Below are 18,468 nucleotides of genomic sequence, written 5' to 3' on the forward strand. Positions count from 1 at the left end.
GTGCGGGTGTCCCGCAAGACACAGGAGGCACGATGACCAACCTTGCCGCGGTGCTCGGCACCGGACAAACCCATCACGTGACGAAACGGACCGACGTGTCCATGGCGGGCCTGTGCCGCGAAGCGATCGATCGCGCGCTGGACGACGCCGAACTCACCATGGCCGACATCGACGCCGTCGTGGTCGGCAAGGCGCCGGACCTGTTCGAGGGTTCGATGATGCCGGAGCTGTTCATGGCGGATGCCTTGGGCGCCACCGGGAAACCGCTGCTGCGCGTGCACACCGCGGGCTCGGTCGGCGGTTCCACCGGCATCGTGGCGACCAACCACGTACAGGCGGGCGTGCACGGCAAGGTGCTCGCGGTGGCATGGGAGAAGCAGTCGGAATCGAACGCCATGTGGGCGCTGTCGAATCCGGTCCCGTTCACCAAGCCGGTCGGCGCGGGCGCGGGCGGGTACTTCGCGCCGCACGTGCGGGCCTACATCCGCCGGTCCAACGCGCCGCTGCACATCGGCGCCATGGTCGCGGCGAAGGATCGCCGCAACGGCGCCAAGAATCCTCTGGCCCATCTGCAGCAGGCCGACATCACCATGGAGTCGGTGCTGGCGTCGCAGATGCTGTGGGACCCGATCCGATTCGACGAGACCTGCCCCTCCTCCGACGGCGCCTGCGCAATCGTGCTCGGCGACGAGGATTCGGCGCGGGCGGCCGAGTCGTCGGGCAAGAAGGTCGGGTGGGTGCACGGCACCGCCATGCGCACCGAACCGCTCGCGTACTCGGGCCGCGATCAGGTCAGCCCGCAGGCGGGCCGGGACGCGGCCGCGGCGCTGTGGAAGCAGGCGGGCATCACCAACCCGCTGGAGGAGATCGACGCCGCCGAGATCTACGTGCCGTTCTCCTGGTTCGAGCCGATGTGGCTGGAGAACCTGGGCTTCATGCCCGAGGGCGAGGGCTGGAAGCTCACCGACGCCCACGAGACCGAGATCGGCGGGAAACTGCCGGTCAACCCGTCGGGCGGCGTGCTCAGCTCCAACCCGATCGGCGCCTCGGGCCTCATCCGCTTCGCCGAGGCGGCCAAGCAGGTGATGGGCCGCGCCGGTGACTACCAGGTCGAGAACGCGCGCAAGGCGTTCGGGCACGCCTACGGCGGCGGGTCGCAGTACTTCTCGATGTGGGTCGTGGGATCGGAGCGCCCGTGAGGCACGGCCACGCCGGGGCGGCGTCGTGAAATTCACGCTCGGGATCGCGATGAGCCCACTCGAACAACTTCCGGAGCTGGCGAAAACGGCGGAAGAATGCGGATTCGCCGGTATCGCGCTGCCGGATTCGCTGTTCTATATGCAGAATCAGGCGGCGAAATACCCCTATACACCGGACGGCAGCCGGTTCTGGGGTCCGGAGACACCGTGGGTGGATCCGTTCGTCGGCGCCACCGCCATGGCCGCCGTGACCAGCGACATCCGGTTCTACACCAACGTTCTGAAGCTCGGCTCCCGGCATCCGCTGCTGCTGGCGCGGCAGGTGGGGTCGGTCGCGGCGCTCAGTGGCGACCGGTTCGGATTCGGGGTGGGAATCGGGTGGGCTCCGGAGGAATTCGAATGGTGCGGCGTTCCTTATGCGCGCCGCGGCGCACGGGTCGACGAGATGATCGAGGTCATCCAACTTGTTCTCGGCGGCGGGATGGTCGAATTCCACGGTGAATTCTTCGATTTCGGACCGTTGCAGATGAGTCCGGCGCCGAAGCATCCGGTGCCGTTCTACATCGGTGGTCATACCGAGCCGGCGTTACGCCGAGCGGCGCGTGTCGGCGACGGCTGGTGCTCGGCGATGATGAAATACGAGGACATCTGCAAAACCATCGGCAAACTCACCGAGCTGCGTACCGAATACGGCCGAACTGACCAGTCTTTCGAAATCCAAGTGGTCTGTATAGACCGTTTCGGGCGGACCGGCTACTCCGAGTTGGCCGCCGCGGGAGTCACCGACACCATCGTGGTGCCGTGGGTCTTCGACGGGCTCGGCTTCGACGCCGACCTGGCAGCCAAGCAGGAATCGCTGCACCGGTTCGCCGCGCAGTTCATCGCCGAACCGATCGGAGCAACCGCATGACGACTACGACCGACCATCCGGCCCGGATCGCCGGGCACGCCTCCCAGGCCGCGGTGCGTGCCCGCGACAAGGCGGCCTGGCTGGAGCTGTTCGCCGCCGACGGGATCGTCGAGGACCCGATCGGCCCCTCGGTCTTCGACCCGGAGGGCCGGGGCCATCGCGGCCGCGAGGCCATCGGGGCGTTCTGGGACAAGGCGATCGCCGCCACCGAATTGATCGAATTCCACTTCGGCGACTCCTTCGCCTGCGGAAACGAGGTGGCCTTCACCGGCCTGATCCGCACCCACATCGGCGGGCAGGTGATCGACGCCGAGGGCGTGTTCACCTACCGCGTGGACGACGCGGGCAAGATCGCGGCGCTGCGCGCGTTCTGGGAGACCGACCGCGCCATGCAGACCATGCGACCGGCCTGACGCCGGGATTCGGTGGGGACCGAAAGCGGAGGGCGGGTACCTGATTCAGGTACCCGCCCTCCGCGCTGTCTGTGCCTCAGTGGGCCACCGGGCAGCCCGATCCCTGATAGTCCACCGGGAACTCCTTGATCCCGTTCAGCCAGCCCGACCGCAGCCGACGCGGGTCGCCCAGCTTGCTGATGTCCGGCAGGTGATCGGCGATGGCGTTGAAGATCAGGTCGATCTCCAGCCGGGCCAGGTTGGCGCCGATACAGAAGTGCGCTCCGGTGCCGCCGAAGGCGAGGTGCGGGTTGGGGTCCCGCAGAATGTCGAACCTGTAGGGGTCCTCGAAGACCTCTTCGTCGAAGTTGGCCGAGCGATACAGCATCACCACGCGCTGGCCCTGCTTGATCTGCACGCCGGCCAGTTCGGTGTCCTCGAGCGCGGTGCGCTGGAACGAGGACACGGGCGTGGCCCAGCGGATGATCTCCTCCGCCGCGGTCTTGGGCCGCTCGGCCTTGAACAGCTCCCACTGGTCCGGGTTGTCGAGGAAGGCGGCCATGCCGTGGCTGATGGCGTTGCGGGTGGTCTCGTTACCGGCGACCGCCAGCAGGATGACGAAGAAGCCGAACTCCTCGGAGGTCAGTGACTCGCCGTCGATATCGGCGTTGACCAGCTCGGTCACGATGTCCTTCGCCGGGGAACCCTTGCGCGCCTCGGCCATCTGCCAGGCGTAGCCGAGGATCTCCGTCGACGCGGCCAGCGGATCGGCGGTCGATTCGGGATCGTCGTAGCCGGTCATGTCGTTGGACCACTGGAACAGCTTCATGCGGTCCTCCTGCGGCACACCGATCAGCTCGGCGATCGCCTGCAGCGGCAGTTCGCACGCCACCTGGGTGACGAAGTCGCCCGAGCCGGACGCCGCGGCGGCCTCCACGATGCCGCGGGCCCGTGACGACAGCTCCTCCCGCAGGCCGTTGACCGCGCGGGGCGTGAAGCCCTTGGAGATCAGCTTGCGCATCCGGGTGTGCTGCGGCGCGTCCTGATTGAGCAGCACGAACCGCTGCAGATCGATCTGCTCGCGCTTGATGTCGTCGTTGAAGCGCGGAATGGCGGTGTTCTCGTAGTTGGAGAACACGTCGCTGCGCCGCGATACCTCCTTGACGTCGGCATGCTTGGAGACCACCCAGAAGCCGTCGTCGTGGAAGCCGCCGACCTCGGGGGACTTCGGATTCCACCAGATCGGCGCGGCGCGGCGTAGTTCCGCCAGCTCGTCGACCGGCACCCGCTGTTCCCACATCGCCGGGTCGGTGACGTCGAATCCGTCGGGCAGGTTGGGAGCAGGGCGCGTGTCTACCACCAGCGGTCTCCTTCGACTACTGAAACAGGTTCTACCGCCATTCAAGCATAGGCGGTACAACTAGTGAAGGAGCGGATAATCAGTCTCAGAAAGTTCGCAGAACTTGTTTCAGTTCTGCGCGAAAGGAACGACATGGGCACTCCCGTCATCGTCGAGGCCGCACGCACCCCGATCGGCAAACGGGGCGGCTGGCTGGCCGGCCTGCACGCGACCGAGGTGCTCGGCGCCGCCCAGCGGGGCGTGATCGAGCGCGCCCACCTGGACCCCGCGCTGGTGGAGCAGGTCATCGGGGGCTGCGTCATGCAGGTCGGCGAGCAGGGCAACAACGTCACGCGCACGGCGTGGCTGCACGCCGGGCTGCCCTGGCAGACCGGCGCGACCACCATCGACGCGCAGTGCGGCTCGGCCCAGCAGGCCAATCATCTGGTCGCGGGCCTGATCGCGAGCGGCGCCATCGACATCGGCCTGGCCTGCGGCGTGGAGTCGATGAGCCACGTGCCGCTGGGCGCCAACGTCGGCGAGAACGCCGGACCGCGCCGCCCCGCGAGCTGGGACATCGACATGCCCAACCAGTTCGAGGCGGCGGAGCGAATTGCCAAGCGGCGCGGCATCACCCGCGACGATATCGACGAATTCGGCGTGCGCTCACAGCGTCTCGCGGGTCAGGCCTGGGCGGAGGGCCGTTTCGAGCGCGAGGTGCTCACGGTCACCGCACCGCAGGTCGACAAGGAGGGCAACCTCACCGGCGAGAAACTCGACGTGGCGCGCGACCAGGGGCTGCGCGAGACCACCCGAGAGGGCCTGGCCAAGCTGAAGCCGGTGCTCGAGGGCGGCATCCACACCGCCGGAACCTCCTCGCAGGTCTCCGACGGCGCGGCCGCCGTGCTGCTGATGGACGAACAGGCCGCGGCCCGTGCGGGTTTGCGCCCGCGGGCCCGCATCGTCACCCAGGCGCTGGTCGGCGCGGAGCCGGAGTTTCATCTCGACGGACCCGTGCAGGCCACCACGCGGCTGCTGGAACGGTCCGGCATGAGCATCTCCGACATCGATCTGTTCGAGATCAACGAGGCGTTCGCCTCGGTACCGCTGTCCTGGGCCTCGGTGCACGGCCCGGACCTGGACCGCGTTAATGTGAACGGCGGTGCGATCGCGCTCGGGCATCCGGTGGGCAGCACCGGATCCCGGCTGATCACCACGGCCCTGCATGAGCTGGAACGTTCCGACAAGTCGGTCGCGATGATCCTCATGTGCGCCGGTGGCGCACTTGCGACAGGGACCATCATCGAACGGCTGTAAGTAGTCCTTGATCAGCCGCGACGGTTGAACGTTCATCCCCAATGCCCCGAAACGTGGCGTACGCCACACAAAACGCGGTACAGACGGAAGTATGAGACGTCAGCTATCCTCCGGCTACCGAAGGCCCGTCGCGCGAGACCCTTGCGACGGGCCAGAACCGGTCTCCACCAGCGGTTCCCAACAACCGTTGCGGTGGCCCGCAAACGCCCCGGCCACAACCAGTTCCCGAACGCGCCCCCTGGAAGCTTCAAGGAAATCCTGAATCAGGCGTAGGTTTTCAGTTACTCAGCCGCTAATATCAATGATACGTATCCGAGATAACGACTGTTAGTACAGCGAAGGGAATTGGGCGGCTCACAATGGCTGATTTCGCGGCGCGGCTGAACAAGCTGTTCGAAACCGTGCATCCCCCGGGGCGTAAGCCGCACACCAATGCAGAGGTGGCGGCTGCGCTGACGGCCTCAGGCCATCCGATCTCGAAACCGTATCTCTCGCAGTTGCGGTCGGGACAGCGGACCAACCCGTCCGACGAGACGGTGGCCGCGTTGGCGAAGTTCTTCAAGGTCAAACCGGACTACTTCTTCAACGACATCTATGCCGCCAAGATCGATCACGATCTGGAGCTGCTGTCCCAGCTGCAGGGCTATGGACTGCGTCGGTTGTCGAGTAGGGCGTTCGATCTTTCGGAGGAATCGCAGAACCTCCTCACCTCGATGGCCGAGAAGCTTCGGGCGAGCGAGGGTCTGCCTGAGATCCCACCGGACGGCACGGAATAGCAAGAACCACAAGACAACACAGTGCGGAGACTCGGAACCGCACTGTGTTTGTTTTGCGGCTGTGAACGAAGCGGGGGACGCTTCGCTCACAGCCATGCCCGAACGCGTTGTCGGCGCGGTGATCCAGACCACGAGACCGGTCGGTTGGGCGAATCTCCGGCGATGTCTCGGTCAGCCGCGCTGGGACGCCGTGGCGCGCGGTTCCTCCGAGGTCGACTCGAAGGCGCGGGCGATCGCCTGCACCCAGCCGCGCGGGCTCATCCCCTCCGGCGGGGCGATCCAGCGCGCGTCCACCACCACCTCGCCGAGAGGGTGCCGGGCCCACCGCGCGACCCGGTCGGCCCGTTCGGTGATGGAGTCCGCCGGCCGACCCGCGGCCATCAACTCCACTCCCCCGCCGGACTGCAGATACAGCGCGTCCATGATCTGCGCGACCTGATCGGACGCCTTGAGCTGAGTGGTGGAGCCCGTCTGGTCCTTGGCCACGACCTCCGGGAAGCGGCCGACCATGGTGCGATGCAGCGGCCGCAGCTGCCGCAGCAGCAGACGCGCTCGGGCCCACAGCTCGATGACGATCCACACCGCGCCGACCGCGACGAGCAGGCTCGCCACCTGCCAAGCGGGCCAGAACCAGCCCGGCTGTCCGGCCCGCGCGGGCTCGGCGTCCATCGCCAGGCGGCGGATCGACAGCGCCGACAGCACACCGACCAGGACGGTGCCCGAGGTGTAGAGGGCGATGCCGCGGCCCAGCGCCGTCCAGTCCAGATTCCGCAGGCCGGTGAGCGCGACGAAGGCGCAGCCCAGCAGCGTCACCACCCAGCCGAACAGGGTCGACCAGGCCAGCGTCACGGCGATCGCGATCAGCCCGCCCGCGTAGATGTACGCCGCGATCTGGCGCAGGTTGCGCCGCGAGACCACCGGCCAAGCGGCCGAGGCGACCACCGAGGTCGCCACGGCGAACAGCAGCCAGGCCGCCGCCTGAATCCGATCGGCGAACATCTGCCCGCGAATACCGTTGGGCACCAAATGGTCCAGGGCCACGGCGACCTCGGGGATGGTCACCGTGGCGGCCGCGGCGACGGCCGCCACCGCGACCACGATCGCGACCCGGGCCGTCGTCGCCGGTTTCACCATCACGCGTCCGACGCGCGCGCCCGCGGCCATCCAGACCAGCAGGGCGGTCAGCCAGAACGTCATACCGCGTCCTCCATCGGATTGCCCGGCACCGTCATCCGAGTGCCTCGTCGAATCGCAGCACCGAGACGCCCGCGCCTCGGTTGTGGAACACGCGCAGCCGGGTCATCAGCATGCTGGCGAAGGTCTCGGCTTCCCACTCGCACTGGTCGTCCTCGCCGTCGTCGACGATCTGCTGGTGCGCGCGCTGGCTGAGCATGTAGGCGATCAGGTCGTCGCTGGCCTCGAGGGTGACCTCGGGGGCCGGCTCGCCGGGATGGTCGAAGACGATGTGGCCCAGCTCGTGCGCGAGGGTGTGCTCGCGGCTGGGTAGCGCCGACGCCAGCACGATCACGTCCTTGTCGGGGTAGCTGCGGCGCTGGCCGCACACGCCCGGACCCAATTGGGCGCTGGCGATCTCGATCGGGCGGCGGCGCTCGGCCGAAATGGCCAGCACCACCTCGTCGAGGGTGGTGGCGTCGAAATCGGCGGCCACCGCGCAGACCGCGTCGACGGCGGCCGCGACCCGGCGATACGAGCGACTACTCTGTGCGCGACTCTCGGTCATCGGTCACCCCCCTCAGGCCCGTGGTCCGAAGAATTCCGCGCGTGCGGCGTCGATGCGGGCCTGGGCCGCCGAGGCGCTCTGGAAGCTGACCGCACCGGAACCGGCCGCGGCCAAGGCCATCGCGGCCAGGCCGCCGACCACACTCAGCACCTTGACGGGCGGCAGCAGACCACTGTCTGAGGTGGGGCGTACGTCGTGGCTCGGCTGCGCCTGCACCGCGGGCGGCGGCGACGCCGGCGGCGGCGGGGCGGGCGGCGCGGGCGCGGCGGGCGGCGCGGCCACCGGGATCGGCGGCACGACCGCGGGCAGCGCGGGCACCGGCGGCACCGGAACGGGCGGAATCGCCAGCGGCGGCGCGGGCACCGCGGGTGGAACCGGCGGCGGCTGAATCAACAACAACAGCAAGAGCGGCGAAAGCACCGCGGCCGACCCCACCGCCGCGGAACCGGTAAGCGCCGACCCGGTCCCGAGCACAGCCGAACCCGTTGCCGCAGAACCGGTCCCCAGCAACGCGGCCAACGCACTCCCCGTACCCACCGCGGCGGAACCTGTTGCGGCGGAACCGGTGCCGAGCAGAGCGGCCAACGCACTTCCCGTACCCACCGCGGCGGAACCCGTTGCCGCCGAGCCAGTACCGAGCAGAGCAGCCAACGCGCCTCCGGTACCCACCGCGGCGGAACCCGTTGCCGCGGAACCGGTACCCAGCAGAGCGGCCAACGCGCTGCCCGTACCCACGGCCGCGGAACCCGTTGCGGCGGAACCGGTGCCGAAGAGGGCGCCCAGTGCGGACGCGGTGGCGGAGCCGGTGCCCGCGAGTGCGGGGCCGACTACCGAACCGGCGCCGGCCAGTGCCGAGCCCGTCCCGCCCACCGCGGAACCGAGGGCGGCCGAGCCGGTGTCCACCGCCGCGGAGCCCGTGCCGAGGACCGCCGAACCGGTGGCCGCTCCCGCGGAACCCACTGCGGCGGAACCGGTTCCACCGACCGCCGCGGATCCGGTGGCCGCGGCCGAACCCACCGCCGCCGAACCGGTGCCGAGAATACTGGCGGAACCCGTACCGAGCAGCGACGGCAGCTCCAGCAGCCCGATACCCGCGGCCGCGTCTCGAGCGGTCGGATCGGCCGAGGGTGACTGCCGCGACGAGTTCGGAGATCCCGGCGAGGACGGGGCCTGTGCGACGCCGTCCCGCGACATCGGGCCCTGCGAGGCTTGATCCTGCGAGGACTGGCCCTGCGGCCCCTGGTATCGGGGTGGATCGCCCGCGCCGGATCGCCCGGGAATGCTCAGAGGCGCGCCGCTGTCACCATCGCCCGAGCCGGAGGGGGCGCACTGCGGACAGCCGCCATTGGGCTGTGCCTGCGCCGCGAGGGGCCCCAGCAGGCCGCAACCGGCGACTATTCCGGCAACTGCCGCTACGCGCGCTATGCGACCAACGGTCATGCGCTTGCCTTCCCCTCATCGTTCAGCGCAGATCTTCAACCCGGTCGCCTCTACATCCGGGAATACAACGGACGCCGATCATCATAACTGCCGGGTGTTTGCTCCCGCAGTGGGATCGTGTGACGTGCCCCACCACCGGGTATGCACGTCTATCGACCCCGCCGGGACGGCCCGAGCGGGAACGACGAGCCGGATGCGCCCACCGCGCCGAGGCTCGGACCTCGGCAACAGCCGGGCCACACCCGGTTCCTCGCAACTCGCACAAGGTCATTCGACACCGACCGGGCGCCGGATCGAAACCGCGGGGAAGGGTGCGGCGCGTCGTGCGATTCGGTCGTTCGTGTCGGACCGGGGGAAGGATCAGGCGCCGTACACCGGCTCCGGCGGCGTCGCCTTGGCAATCAGCTCGCGCACCACCGCGCCCAGCTCCGCGGGCTCCCAGCGGGCGCCGCGATCCACCGGCGAACCGTGCCGCCAGCCGTCGGCCAGAGCCACCTTGCCGCCCTCCACCTCGAACATGCGGCCGGTCACACCCGCCGAATCCGGGCTGCCCAGCCAGACCACCAGCGGCGAGATGTTCTCCGGGGCCATCGCGTCGAAGCCGTCCTCGGGCTTGGCCATCATGTCGGCGAAGACCGTCTCGGTCATCCGGGTCCGGGCGCTCGGCGCGATGGCGTTCACCGTGACCCCGTAGCGCGCGAACTCCGCGGCCGCGGTGATGGTCAGCACCGCGATCCCCGCCTTGGCGGCGCCGTAGTTGCCCTGGCCGACGCTGCCCTGCAGACCGGCCCCCGAGCTGGTGTTGACGATGCGGGCGTCGACCGGGCGTCCGGCCTTCGACTCCGCGCGCCAGTACTGCGCGGCATGCCGCATGGTGGCGAAGTGGCCCTTGAGGTGCACCCGCACGACCGCGTCCCACTCCTCCTCGGACAGGTTCACCAGCATCCGGTCGCGAACGATCCCGGCATTGTTGACCAGCACGTCCAGGCCGCCGAAGGTCTGCACGGCCTGATCGATCAGCCGTTGCGCACCGGCCCAATCGGCGACGTCGTCCCCGTTGACCACCGCCTTGCCGCCGAGTTCGAGGATCTCCTCGACGACCTGGGCCGCCGGGGAATCCGCCCGGGGCGTGCCGTCCAATTCCGCGCCGAGGTCGTTGACCACCACATTGGCGCCGGCGGCGGCGAAGGCGAGCGCGTGCGCGCGGCCGATGCCCCCGCCCGCACCCGTCACGATGACGGTGCGGCCCGCACAGATCCGGTCGGTGTTGTCTGCCATGTTCGTCGCTCTCATTTCGATTGTGCTGCGTGGGTTTTCGACGCGTCGTTGGCCGTGGCCGCGGCCAGGAACGCCGGCCGTTCGCCGCCGCCGTGCACCAGCAGCGACCCGCCGCTGACGTAACCGGCCAGCGGCGAGGCCAGGAACAGGGCCACCTTGCCGATCTCCTCGGGCGCGGCCAGCCGCCCCAGCGGGACGGTCGCGCCGACCGCGGCGATCCCCGCCTCGTCGCCGTAGTGCAGGTGGCTGGATTCGGTGCGCACCATGCCCACGATCATCGAATTGACCCGCACCTTCGGCGCCCACTCCACCGCCAGCGAGGCGACGAGGTGGTTGATCCCGGCCTTGGCCGCACCGTAGGCGGCGGTGCCGGGCGAGGGCCGGAAGCCGCTCACACTGGAGACCATCACGATCGAACCGCCGCCGGGCTGCTCCTGCATCACCGCATTGGCTGCGCGCGAAACAAGCAGTGGCGCAAGCAGATTCAGCTCTACGATCTTCGAATGAAAGTTGTCGCTGGCCTCGGCGGCGAGCGCGAACGGCGCCCCGCCGGCGTTGTTGACCACGTGATCGAGGCGGCCGTACCGCTCCACGACGGTATTGATCAGGGTCCGCACCGAGTCGCCGTCGCGCACGTCGCACGGCAGGAACTCCGCCGTGCGGCCGGAGCTGGTGACGGGGCTGTCGGCGGGACGGCGCGCGCAGGTCACCACGGTCGCGCCCGCATCCAGGAATACCCGGCTGATACCGGCGCCCACTCCCCGCACGCCGCCGGTGACCAGGGCGACGGATCCGGACAGGTCCACTTCGATTGCCACCGTGATAACCTACCAAGCACTTGCTTGTTTGGCCAACGAATGGACATGCGATGGGGATCAACCGTCACACCGAGACCTCGGGCATCGAGGTCGTCACGATCGACTATCCGCCGGTCAACGCGCTGCCCACGGCCGGTTGGTTCGATCTGGCCGACGCCGTCACGGCGGCCGGGCGCGATCCGGAGACCAAGGTGGTGGTGCTGCGCGCCGAGGGCCGCGGCTTCAACGCGGGCGTGGATATCAAGGAGATCCAGCGCAATCCGGGCCACCAGACCCTCATCGATGCCAATCACGGCTGCTACGCGGCGTTCGGCGCGGTGTACGACTGCCAGGTCCCGGTGATCGCGGCGGTCAACGGATTCTGTCTCGGCGGCGGCATCGGCCTGGTGGGCAATGCCGATGTCATCGTCGCCTCCGACGACGCCACCTTCGGGCTGCCCGAGGTGGAGCGCGGCGCGCTGGGCGCGGCCACCCATCTGGCCCGGCTGGTGCCGCAGCACATGATGCGGACGCTGTTCTACACCGCGAGCACGGTCACCGCGCAGCAGCTGCATCACTTCGGGTCGGTGCACAAGGTGGTGCCGCGCACCGAATTGGACTCGGCCGCACTGGAAGTCGCCAAGAGCATCGCCGCGAAGGACGGCCGGGTCATCCGGGCCGCCAAGCGCGCCCTCAACGGCATCGACGTGCAGGACGTGCACCGCAGCTACCGGTACGAGCAGGGCTTCACCTTCGAGCTGAACCTGGCCGGAGTGTCCGACGAGATCCGCGCCAAGTTCGACGAGGACCTGGCAGCGAAACGGGGTGGAAACTGATGCGCGACAAGCGAACAACGCTCGACGAGGCGGTCGGGCAGCTGCGCAGCGGCATGACGATCGGCATCGGCGGCTGGGGCTCCCGGCGCAAGCCGCTGGCCTTCGTGCGCGCGCTGTTGCGTTCCGACGTCACCGATCTGACCGTGGTCACCTACGGCGGGCCGGATCTGGGACTGTTGTGTTCGGCGGGCAAGGTGCGCAAGGCCTACTACGGCTTCGTATCGCTGGACTCGGCGCCGTTCTACGATCCGTGGTTCGCCAAGGCGCGCACCGGCGGCGAGATCGTGGTCCGCGAGATGGACGAGGGCATGGTGAAGTGCGGTTTGCAGGCCGCGGCGGCCCGGCTGCCGTTCCTGCCGATCCGCGCCGGGCTGGGCTCGGACGTCCTGAAGTTCTGGGAGGGCGACCTGCGCACGGTGTCCTCGCCGTACCCCGACGCCGACGGCCGCACCGAGACGCTCGTCGCCATGCCCGCCCTGACGCTGGACGCCGCCTTCGTGCACCTGGACCTCGGTGACCGGCACGGCAACGCCGCCTACACCGGCGTCGACCCCTACATGGACGATCTCTACTGCCTGGCCGCCGAGCGCCGCTTCCTGTCGGTGGACCGGCTGGTGGATACCGAGGAACTGGTGAAAGCCGTTCCGCAGCAGGCGATCATCCTCAACCGGATGATGGTCGACGGCGTGGTCGAGGCCCCGGGCGGCGCGCACTTCACCTTCTCCGGCAGCTACGGCCGCGACGAGCGGTTCCAGCGGCACTACGTCGAGGCGGCCGGGGAGCCCGAGACCTGGGCCGCGTTCAAATCCCGGTACCTGGACGTCACCGAGGACGAATACCAGGCCGCGGTCCGCGAATTCGCAGAGGAGCGCCGATGACCGACACCACCACCGCGACCCGGGCCGAGGTGTGCGCGGTCGCGTGCGCCGAGATCTTCCGTGGCGCAGGGGAAATCATGGCCAGCCCGATGTCGCCCACGCCGACGATCGGCGCGCGACTGGCACGGCTGACCTTCGAACCGGATCTGCTGATCTCCGACGGTGAGTCGGTGCTGCTCGCCGAGACCCCCGCACTGGGCGCGAAAGCCCCTGCGGAGGGCTGGATTCCGTTCGGCAAGGTCTTCGACGTGGTGGCCTCCGGGCGACGGCACGTCGTGATGGGCGCCAACCAGATCGATCGGTTCGGCAATCAGAATCTGTCGGCGTTCGGTCCGCTGCAGCAGCCGAATCGCCAGATGTTCGGCGTGCGTGGCGCACCCGGCAATACCATCAACCACGCCACCAGCTACTTCGTGCCGCGGCACGGCAAGCGGGTGTTCTGCGAGCAGGTCGACATCGTGTGCGGTGTCGGTTACGACCGCATCGACCCCGAGAATCCGGCGTTCCGGTTCCATCACCTGCACCGTGTGGTGAGCAACCTGGGTGTGTTCGACTTCGGCGGCCCCGGCCACACGTTGCGGGCGCTGTCGCTGCACCCGGGCGTGACCGCCGACGAGGTCGCGGAGAACACCTCGTTCGAGGTGGCCGAGCTGGAATCCGCGCCGGTCACCAGGTGGCCCACCGACGAGGAACTGCGGATCATCCGAACCGTGCTGGACCCCAAGGGCATTCGGGACAAGGAGGTCCGATGACCGCCCGGATCAGGACCGCGCTCACCGATCTGGTCGGCATCGAACATCCGGTCGTACAGACCGGCATGGGCTGGGTGGCCGGACCGCGCCTGGTCGCCGCCACCGCCGACGCGGGCGGGCTCGGCATCCTGGCGTCGGCGACGATGACCTTCGCGGAACTCGAGGCGGCGATCGCGAAAACCAAGGCGCACACCGACAAACCGTTCGGCGTCAACATCCGCGCCGACGCCACCGATGCCCCCGAGCGGATCGAACTGCTGATCCGCGAGCAGGTCCGGGTGGCGTCGTTCGCACTGGCGCCGAAGCGGGAACTCATCGCGCGGCTCAAGGACGCCGGTGTGGTGGTGGTGCCGTCGATCGGTGCGGCCAAACACGCGGTGAAGGTCGCCTCCTGGGGCGCCGACGCGGTGATCGTGCAGGGCGGCGAGGGCGGCGGGCACACCGGCCCGGTCGCCACCACGCTGCTGCTGCCGTCCGTGCTCGACGCCGTGGACATCCCGGTGGTGGCGGCCGGCGGCTTCTTCGACGGTCGCGGGCTGGCCGCCGCGCTGGCCTACGGCGCGGCCGGAGTCGCGATGGGCACGCGGTTCCTGCTCACCCAGGAGAGCACGGTGCCGGACGCGGTGAAGCGGGAGTACCTGCAGCGCGGACTGCAGGACACCGTGGTGTCGCTGAAGGTGGACGGCATGCCGCACCGGGTGCTGAACACCGAACTCGTGGACCGGCTGGAACATTCGGGCCGGTGGCGCGGGCTGGCGGCCGCGGTGTCGAACGCCACCAAGTTCAAGAGCATGACCGGGATGAAGTGGTCGACCATCGTGCGCGACGGCCTGGCCATGCGAAAGGCCAAGGACCTCAGCTGGTCTCAGGTGGTCATGGCCGCCAACACCCCGATGCTGCTGAAGGCCGGGCTGGTCGAGGGCAACACCCAGGCGGGTGTGCTGGCGGCCGGACAGGTCACCGGCGTCATCGAGGACCTGCCCACGGTGCGGGAACTCATCGATCGCATCGTCGGCGACGCGGCGGCGCGCATCAATGCGCTCGCCGCACTGCGCGACGGCGCGAACGCGGCACCCGGGTCGTAGACCCCGGCCGACGTGGCGAGGTGCTCGATCACCAGGGCAGCACGCCGTACTCGTCACCGTCCGCCGCACCCCAGCGATATCCCCAGAGCTGCCCGGTCGGCCCGTCCGCGGGCAGCGTGGCGAGGTGCACGATCGGCTCCGCGCCCTGCTCGACGGTCCGGAAGCCGTTGTGCCCGTTGAGATCCGTGGCGGTGTAGCCGGGGTTGGCGGCGTTGACCTTGATCGGGGTGTCCCAGAGTTCCTTGGCGTACAGCGTCGTGATCATGTCGAGCGCGGACTTCGAGGACGGGTACGGGATCGCGCCCAGCTGCCACATCGGGCTCTGCGGATCGAAGGTGAGCGTGATCGAGCCGACCTCGCTGGAGACATTGACGATGCGGGCCGCCGCCGCGGCGCGCAGCAGCGGCAGCATGGCGTTGGTGACCGCGACGACGCCGAAGACGTTGGTCTCGTACACCTTTCGCATAGTCGCCAGGGTGGTGGCGGAGGCCTTGCCGTCACCCTCCAGGGGGCCGGTGATGGCGGCATTGTTGATCAGGATGTCGAGCTCGCCGAATTCGGCGCCGATGTACTCCGCGGCGCGCGCGATGGTCTCGGCGTCGGTCACATCGAGCCGGACGAACCGGGCGTCCGCGCCGTCGGCCGCCAGCTTCTCGGCGGCGGCCAGCCCGCGTCCGGGATCGCGCGCACCGATCAGAACGGTCGTGCCGCGCGCGGCGAGTCGGCGGGCGGTCTCGTGCCCGATGCCCTTGTTGGCACCGGTGATCAGGGCTGTTGTCGTCATGACAGCGAGCGTCGCAGCGAACGCGCACGCCCGGGAGGACCAAGTTGTACCACCCACGCGGGCCGAGTTCGGCGGACACTGAACCCATGGCGGATCGGAGCGAACTCGCGGCCTTCCTGCGCGCCCGGCGGGCCCGGCTACAACCCCGCGACGTGGGACTACCGGACGGGCTCAACCGCCGCACGGCGGGCCTGCGGCGACAGGAAGTAGCGCAGTTGGCCGGATTGTCGGTCGACTACTACGTCCGCTTGGAGCAGGCGCGCGGGTCGCGGCCGTCGCGGCAGGTGCTTTCCGCCCTCTCGCGGGCGCTGCTGCTGTCCACCGACGAGCGGGAGTACCTGTTCCGGATGGCGGGCGAGAATCCGCCGCCGCACGCCGGGCCGAACCGCGTCGTCCCGCCCTCGGTGCGCATCGTGCTCGACAATCTGACCGCGACGCCCGCCTACGTGGTGGACGCGACATACGAGATCCTGGCCTGGAACGCCGCGGCGGTGCCGTTCATCGGTGATCTCGACGCGCGGCCCGACCAGGATCGCAACATGATCCGCTGGATCTTCCGCCAACCCGACGACCATCCGCACTGGGACGACGACTCCGCCACCGCCTTCGCCCGCTCCACCGTCGCCGATCTGCGCGCCGCCTACGCGCGCTATCCCGGCAATCGCGCACTGGCCGAGCTGGTCACCGAATTGCTCGGCACCGCACCGCGTTTCGCCCGGATGTGGTCCGAGCACGAGGTCGAGGTGCGGCGCGGCCACCGCAAGAACGTGCGGCACCCGCTGTTCGGCCCGCTGGAATTCGAATGCCAGGTCCTGCACATCTCCGACACCGACCAGCGCATGATCCTCTACTGCGCCGATCCCGGCTCGCCCGCCGACGCGGTGTTCCGCCGAATCGGTTCGGCCGCCGGCGCACCGGCGTCCTGACGCGGGGTGACCCGCACCCGGTTGTCGTGGAAGACGGCGCCGCCACCGAAGTCGGAGTCGCGTTCGGCGATGGTGGCATTGACGGTGGCGCCGCCGGTGAACTTGGCCCAGCGGCCCTTGGTGGTGGCGGCGACGCCCGGGCGGACACGGTCGGAGATCTCGGCCGTCGCCTCGAAGGAGCCGCGCGCGTTCGACACGAGAACCGGTGTGCCGTCGGCGATATCGCGGGCGGCCGCGTCCTCGGGATGCAGGGTGATGCGGGAATCGCCCGCGCGGCGGCGCAGTTCGGGATTGTTTCCGAACGTGGTGTTCAGGAAGTAGTGAGAGGCCGCGGAAATCAGGACGAGCCCATCTCCCGCATCCGCAGGTGGCGTATCACTCGACAACAAATCCCGGCCGACCAGCTCCGCGGGTGGCGTGTAGCCGGGTAAGGGATCGTGGCCCGCCATTTCCGCACGCGCGGAGCGGAAGTTCAGCTTGTCCGCGGGCACCGGGCCCGGCTCGACGCGCAGGAACCCGTCCGCGCGCAGTCGCTCGACATCGAAATCCTTCAGCAGCAGCCGGGCCAGGTCCTCGTCGGAATCGTAGAGGGACGGCTCGTCCAGGTTCATCCGCCGGGCCAGGCGGCGGAATGTCTCTGTGGTGGACAGGCATTCGCCGGGCGGTGCGACCGCCGGCTCGTTCCACACCAGGTACATGTTCCCGTAGGCGGCCAGCACGTCCAGATGTTCGGGCTGCATGGTGGCGGGCAGCACGATGTCGGCGTAGTCCACGGTATCGGTCGGAAAGTGTTCCAGCACAACGGTGAACAGGTCCTCGCGAGACAGTCCCGCGATCACCCGCCCCTGGTCCGGGTTGGAGCCGACCGGGTTGGCGGCGATCACGAACAGCGCCTTGACCGGTGGGTCGTCGACCGTGAGCAGGCCGTCGCCGATCCGCGTCTGCGACAACATCCGCACCGGTTTCGGCAACAGGTCGAACCGCACCAGCTCCGGCAGGTTCAGCTTGAAGTGCCCGGTGGTCGAATAGTGCAGTCCGCCACCGGGAATCGCCCAGTCGCCGGTGACGCCCGGCAGGCAGGCCAGGGTGCGCAGCGCCATGCCGCCACCCGCATGCCGCTGGATGCCCTGGGAGGCGCGGATCGCGGTGGGCCGGGTGCGGGCGATCCGCTCGCCGAGCGCCTCGATCCGCTGCCGCGGCAGGCCGGTGATCTCCGCGACCCGCTCCGGCGTGAATTCGGCTATGCGGGTGTGGAATTCATCCCAGCCCTCGGTGTGTGCGGCGAGGAAATCGGTGTCGTGCGCGCCCATCGACACGATCACGTGCATCAGGCCGAGTGCCAGCGCGGCGTCGGTGCCGGGCAGCGGCGCGAGGTGTTCGTCACAGCGTTCGGCGGTGCGGGTGCGGACCGGATCGATCGCGACGGTGTAGGCGCCGCTGTCCTGGATGAACTTCCACACGTGGTGGCCGGAGGTGAGGGGGTTGGTGCCCCACAGCAGGATCAGCTTCGAGCGCGCGAAATCCTCCGGGTCCATCCCGCCCGAGGTGCCGAGCGTGTATTTCATCCCCAGCGTTCCCGAGATCGAGCAGATGGTCGGGTCGTGCAGCGACGAGCCCAGCACGTTGAAGAACCGCCGCCCCGAAAAGCCTTCCAACCCTTGGATATAGCCGAGGCTACCGGTGCCGTGGAACGGCCAGATGGCCTCGCCGCCGTACTCGTCGATGATCCCGCCCAGCCGCGTGGCGATCTCGTCGAGCGCCTCGTCCCAGCTGATCCGCTCGAATCGGCCCTCGCCCTTGGCGCCGACGCGCCGCATCGGATACGTGATCCGATCCGGCGCGTGCAACTGCTCGAGATACCGGTTCACCTTCACGCACAGCGCGCCGCGGGTCACCGGATGTTCCCGGTTGCCCCGCAGACCGACCGCCCGGCCGTCCTCGACGGTCACCACCCAGGAGCACGCGTCGGGGCAGTCCAGCGGGCACGCACCCAGCACCTTCACCCCACCGATGGTAGG

General features: G+C 69.2%; 18 protein-coding genes. 10 read left to right on the forward strand and 8 right to left on the reverse strand.

Features of this window, described 5'->3' with window-relative positions; all coding sequences use genetic code 11:
* Positions 1 to 32 precede the first annotated feature (32 nt).
* Genes ACFMRZ_RS19710 through ACFMRZ_RS19720 form a run of 3 tightly spaced genes read left to right on the forward strand, consistent with a single transcriptional unit; the run spans position 33 to position 2,522 of the window.
* Positions 33 to 1,199 (forward strand): thiolase domain-containing protein, encoded by a 1,167-nt coding sequence (locus tag ACFMRZ_RS19710; protein WP_280365378.1) that lies wholly within the window; start codon positions 33 to 35, stop codon positions 1,197 to 1,199.
* 25 nt (positions 1,200 to 1,224) lie between these two features.
* Positions 1,225 to 2,109 carry a TIGR03619 family F420-dependent LLM class oxidoreductase gene (locus ACFMRZ_RS19715; protein WP_400180283.1) on the forward strand — a complete coding sequence of 295 codons (885 nt, stop codon included), beginning with the start codon at positions 1,225 to 1,227 and terminating at the stop codon, positions 2,107 to 2,109.
* Entirely contained in the window at positions 2,106 to 2,522 is a 417-nt protein-coding gene (locus ACFMRZ_RS19720; protein WP_400180284.1) for a nuclear transport factor 2 family protein, read from the forward strand. The genes ACFMRZ_RS19715 and ACFMRZ_RS19720 overlap by 4 nt, the downstream gene beginning before the upstream one ends.
* A 76-nt stretch (positions 2,523 to 2,598) precedes the next feature.
* On the opposite strand, the gene ACFMRZ_RS19725 is transcribed toward ACFMRZ_RS19720, so the two are convergent.
* Positions 2,599 to 3,801, reverse strand: coding sequence for a cytochrome P450 (locus ACFMRZ_RS19725; protein ID WP_280277001.1), 1,203 nt, complete (start codon positions 3,799 to 3,801; stop codon positions 2,599 to 2,601).
* A 192-nt stretch (positions 3,802 to 3,993) separates the two neighbouring features.
* Between ACFMRZ_RS19725 and ACFMRZ_RS19730 the strand changes: the two genes are divergently transcribed.
* Both ACFMRZ_RS19730 and ACFMRZ_RS19735 read left to right on the forward strand, forming a co-directional pair.
* Complete coding sequence (locus ACFMRZ_RS19730) at positions 3,994 to 5,157, forward strand: steroid 3-ketoacyl-CoA thiolase (RefSeq protein WP_400180285.1); 1,164 nt, start codon at positions 3,994 to 3,996, stop codon at positions 5,155 to 5,157.
* A 359-nt stretch (positions 5,158 to 5,516) separates the two neighbouring features.
* A complete protein-coding gene (locus tag ACFMRZ_RS19735; RefSeq protein WP_011207048.1) occupies positions 5,517 to 5,933 on the forward strand; it encodes a helix-turn-helix domain-containing protein in 417 nt (138 codons plus the stop codon).
* A 171-nt stretch (positions 5,934 to 6,104) separates the two neighbouring features.
* Here ACFMRZ_RS19735 and ACFMRZ_RS19740 read toward each other — a convergent pair whose 3' ends face one another.
* The 5 genes from ACFMRZ_RS19740 to ACFMRZ_RS19760 all read right to left on the reverse strand — a co-directional run bounded on the left by ACFMRZ_RS19740 (position 6,105) and on the right by ACFMRZ_RS19760 (position 11,210).
* Complete coding sequence (locus ACFMRZ_RS19740; protein WP_280276999.1) at positions 6,105 to 7,130, reverse strand: hypothetical protein; 1,026 nt, start codon at positions 7,128 to 7,130, stop codon at positions 6,105 to 6,107.
* A gap of 31 nt (positions 7,131 to 7,161) precedes the next feature.
* Entirely contained in the window at positions 7,162 to 7,674 is a 513-nt protein-coding gene (locus ACFMRZ_RS19745) for an ImmA/IrrE family metallo-endopeptidase (protein WP_187686407.1), read from the reverse strand.
* 12 nt (positions 7,675 to 7,686) lie between these two features.
* The gene (locus tag ACFMRZ_RS19750) at positions 7,687 to 9,114 is read right to left on the reverse strand and encodes a hypothetical protein (RefSeq protein ID WP_400180286.1); all 1,428 of its coding nucleotides are present in this window, start codon (positions 9,112 to 9,114) and stop codon (positions 7,687 to 7,689) included.
* A gap of 360 nt (positions 9,115 to 9,474) precedes the next feature.
* Positions 9,475 to 10,392: an SDR family oxidoreductase gene (locus tag ACFMRZ_RS19755; RefSeq protein ID WP_400180287.1), complete on the reverse strand. Its 918-nt coding sequence runs from the start codon at positions 10,390 to 10,392 to the stop codon at positions 9,475 to 9,477.
* A gap of 11 nt (positions 10,393 to 10,403) precedes the next feature.
* Positions 10,404 to 11,210: an SDR family oxidoreductase gene (locus ACFMRZ_RS19760; RefSeq protein WP_400180288.1), complete on the reverse strand. Its 807-nt coding sequence runs from the start codon at positions 11,208 to 11,210 to the stop codon at positions 10,404 to 10,406.
* A 50-nt stretch (positions 11,211 to 11,260) separates the two neighbouring features.
* Here ACFMRZ_RS19760 and ACFMRZ_RS19765 point away from each other — a divergent pair, with 50 nt between their 5' ends.
* Genes ACFMRZ_RS19765 through ACFMRZ_RS19780 form a run of 4 tightly spaced genes read left to right on the forward strand, consistent with a single transcriptional unit; the run spans position 11,261 to position 14,740 of the window.
* Positions 11,261 to 12,025 carry an enoyl-CoA hydratase family protein gene (locus ACFMRZ_RS19765; RefSeq protein ID WP_280274954.1) on the forward strand — a complete coding sequence of 255 codons (765 nt, stop codon included), beginning with the start codon at positions 11,261 to 11,263 and terminating at the stop codon, positions 12,023 to 12,025.
* Complete coding sequence (locus ACFMRZ_RS19770; protein WP_280274955.1) at positions 12,025 to 12,903, forward strand: CoA transferase subunit A; 879 nt, start codon at positions 12,025 to 12,027, stop codon at positions 12,901 to 12,903. The genes ACFMRZ_RS19765 and ACFMRZ_RS19770 overlap by 1 nt, the downstream gene beginning before the upstream one ends.
* Complete coding sequence (locus ACFMRZ_RS19775; RefSeq protein ID WP_280274956.1) at positions 12,900 to 13,655, forward strand: CoA-transferase; 756 nt, start codon at positions 12,900 to 12,902, stop codon at positions 13,653 to 13,655. Before ACFMRZ_RS19770 ends, ACFMRZ_RS19775 begins: the two co-directional genes overlap by 4 nt.
* The gene (locus tag ACFMRZ_RS19780; protein WP_400180289.1) at positions 13,652 to 14,740 is read left to right on the forward strand and encodes an NAD(P)H-dependent flavin oxidoreductase; all 1,089 of its coding nucleotides are present in this window, start codon (positions 13,652 to 13,654) and stop codon (positions 14,738 to 14,740) included. The genes ACFMRZ_RS19775 and ACFMRZ_RS19780 overlap by 4 nt, the downstream gene beginning before the upstream one ends.
* A 28-nt stretch (positions 14,741 to 14,768) precedes the next feature.
* On the opposite strand, the gene ACFMRZ_RS19785 is transcribed toward ACFMRZ_RS19780, so the two are convergent.
* Complete coding sequence (locus ACFMRZ_RS19785) at positions 14,769 to 15,524, reverse strand: SDR family oxidoreductase (RefSeq protein ID WP_400180290.1); 756 nt, start codon at positions 15,522 to 15,524, stop codon at positions 14,769 to 14,771.
* Between the two features lie 86 nt (positions 15,525 to 15,610).
* Between ACFMRZ_RS19785 and ACFMRZ_RS19790 the strand changes: the two genes are divergently transcribed.
* The gene (locus ACFMRZ_RS19790; protein WP_400180291.1) at positions 15,611 to 16,450 is read left to right on the forward strand and encodes a helix-turn-helix transcriptional regulator; all 840 of its coding nucleotides are present in this window, start codon (positions 15,611 to 15,613) and stop codon (positions 16,448 to 16,450) included.
* Here the strand turns inward: ACFMRZ_RS19790 and ACFMRZ_RS19795 are convergent.
* The gene (locus ACFMRZ_RS19795) at positions 16,372 to 18,453 is read right to left on the reverse strand and encodes a molybdopterin-dependent oxidoreductase (RefSeq protein WP_400180292.1); all 2,082 of its coding nucleotides are present in this window, start codon (positions 18,451 to 18,453) and stop codon (positions 16,372 to 16,374) included. The genes ACFMRZ_RS19790 and ACFMRZ_RS19795 overlap by 79 nt on opposite strands.
* Positions 18,454 to 18,468 lie beyond the last annotated feature (15 nt).

This window comes from Nocardia sp. N2S4-5, assembly GCF_044628355.1.
Classification (GTDB): domain Bacteria; phylum Actinomycetota; class Actinomycetes; order Mycobacteriales; family Mycobacteriaceae; genus Nocardia; species Nocardia wallacei_B.

Excerpts from the sequence above, each read along its gene's own strand:
- ACFMRZ_RS19755 (WP_400180287.1), bottom strand. The coding sequence starts at position 10,392 with ATGGCAGACAACACCGACCGGATCTGTGCGGGCCGCACCGTCATCGTG.
- ACFMRZ_RS19750 (WP_400180286.1), bottom strand. The coding sequence starts at position 9,114 with ATGACCGTTGGTCGCATAGCGCGCGTAGCGGCAGTTGCCGGAATAGTC.
- ACFMRZ_RS19745 (WP_187686407.1), bottom strand. The coding sequence starts at position 7,674 with ATGACCGAGAGTCGCGCACAGAGTAGTCGCTCGTATCGCCGGGTCGCG.
- ACFMRZ_RS19790 (WP_400180291.1), top strand. The coding sequence starts at position 15,611 with ATGGCGGATCGGAGCGAACTCGCGGCCTTCCTGCGCGCCCGGCGGGCC.
- ACFMRZ_RS19730 (WP_400180285.1), top strand. The coding sequence starts at position 3,994 with ATGGGCACTCCCGTCATCGTCGAGGCCGCACGCACCCCGATCGGCAAA.
- ACFMRZ_RS19735 (WP_011207048.1), top strand. The coding sequence starts at position 5,517 with ATGGCTGATTTCGCGGCGCGGCTGAACAAGCTGTTCGAAACCGTGCAT.
- ACFMRZ_RS19780 (WP_400180289.1), top strand. The coding sequence starts at position 13,652 with ATGACCGCCCGGATCAGGACCGCGCTCACCGATCTGGTCGGCATCGAA.
- ACFMRZ_RS19785 (WP_400180290.1), bottom strand. The coding sequence starts at position 15,524 with ATGACGACAACAGCCCTGATCACCGGTGCCAACAAGGGCATCGGGCAC.
- ACFMRZ_RS19710 (WP_280365378.1), top strand. The coding sequence starts at position 33 with ATGACCAACCTTGCCGCGGTGCTCGGCACCGGACAAACCCATCACGTG.
- ACFMRZ_RS19720 (WP_400180284.1), top strand. The coding sequence starts at position 2,106 with ATGACGACTACGACCGACCATCCGGCCCGGATCGCCGGGCACGCCTCC.
- ACFMRZ_RS19740 (WP_280276999.1), bottom strand. The coding sequence starts at position 7,130 with ATGACGTTCTGGCTGACCGCCCTGCTGGTCTGGATGGCCGCGGGCGCG.
- ACFMRZ_RS19775 (WP_280274956.1), top strand. The coding sequence starts at position 12,900 with ATGACCGACACCACCACCGCGACCCGGGCCGAGGTGTGCGCGGTCGCG.
- ACFMRZ_RS19770 (WP_280274955.1), top strand. The coding sequence starts at position 12,025 with ATGCGCGACAAGCGAACAACGCTCGACGAGGCGGTCGGGCAGCTGCGC.
- ACFMRZ_RS19765 (WP_280274954.1), top strand. The coding sequence starts at position 11,261 with ATGGGGATCAACCGTCACACCGAGACCTCGGGCATCGAGGTCGTCACG.
- ACFMRZ_RS19725 (WP_280277001.1), bottom strand. The coding sequence starts at position 3,801 with ATGTGGGAACAGCGGGTGCCGGTCGACGAGCTGGCGGAACTACGCCGC.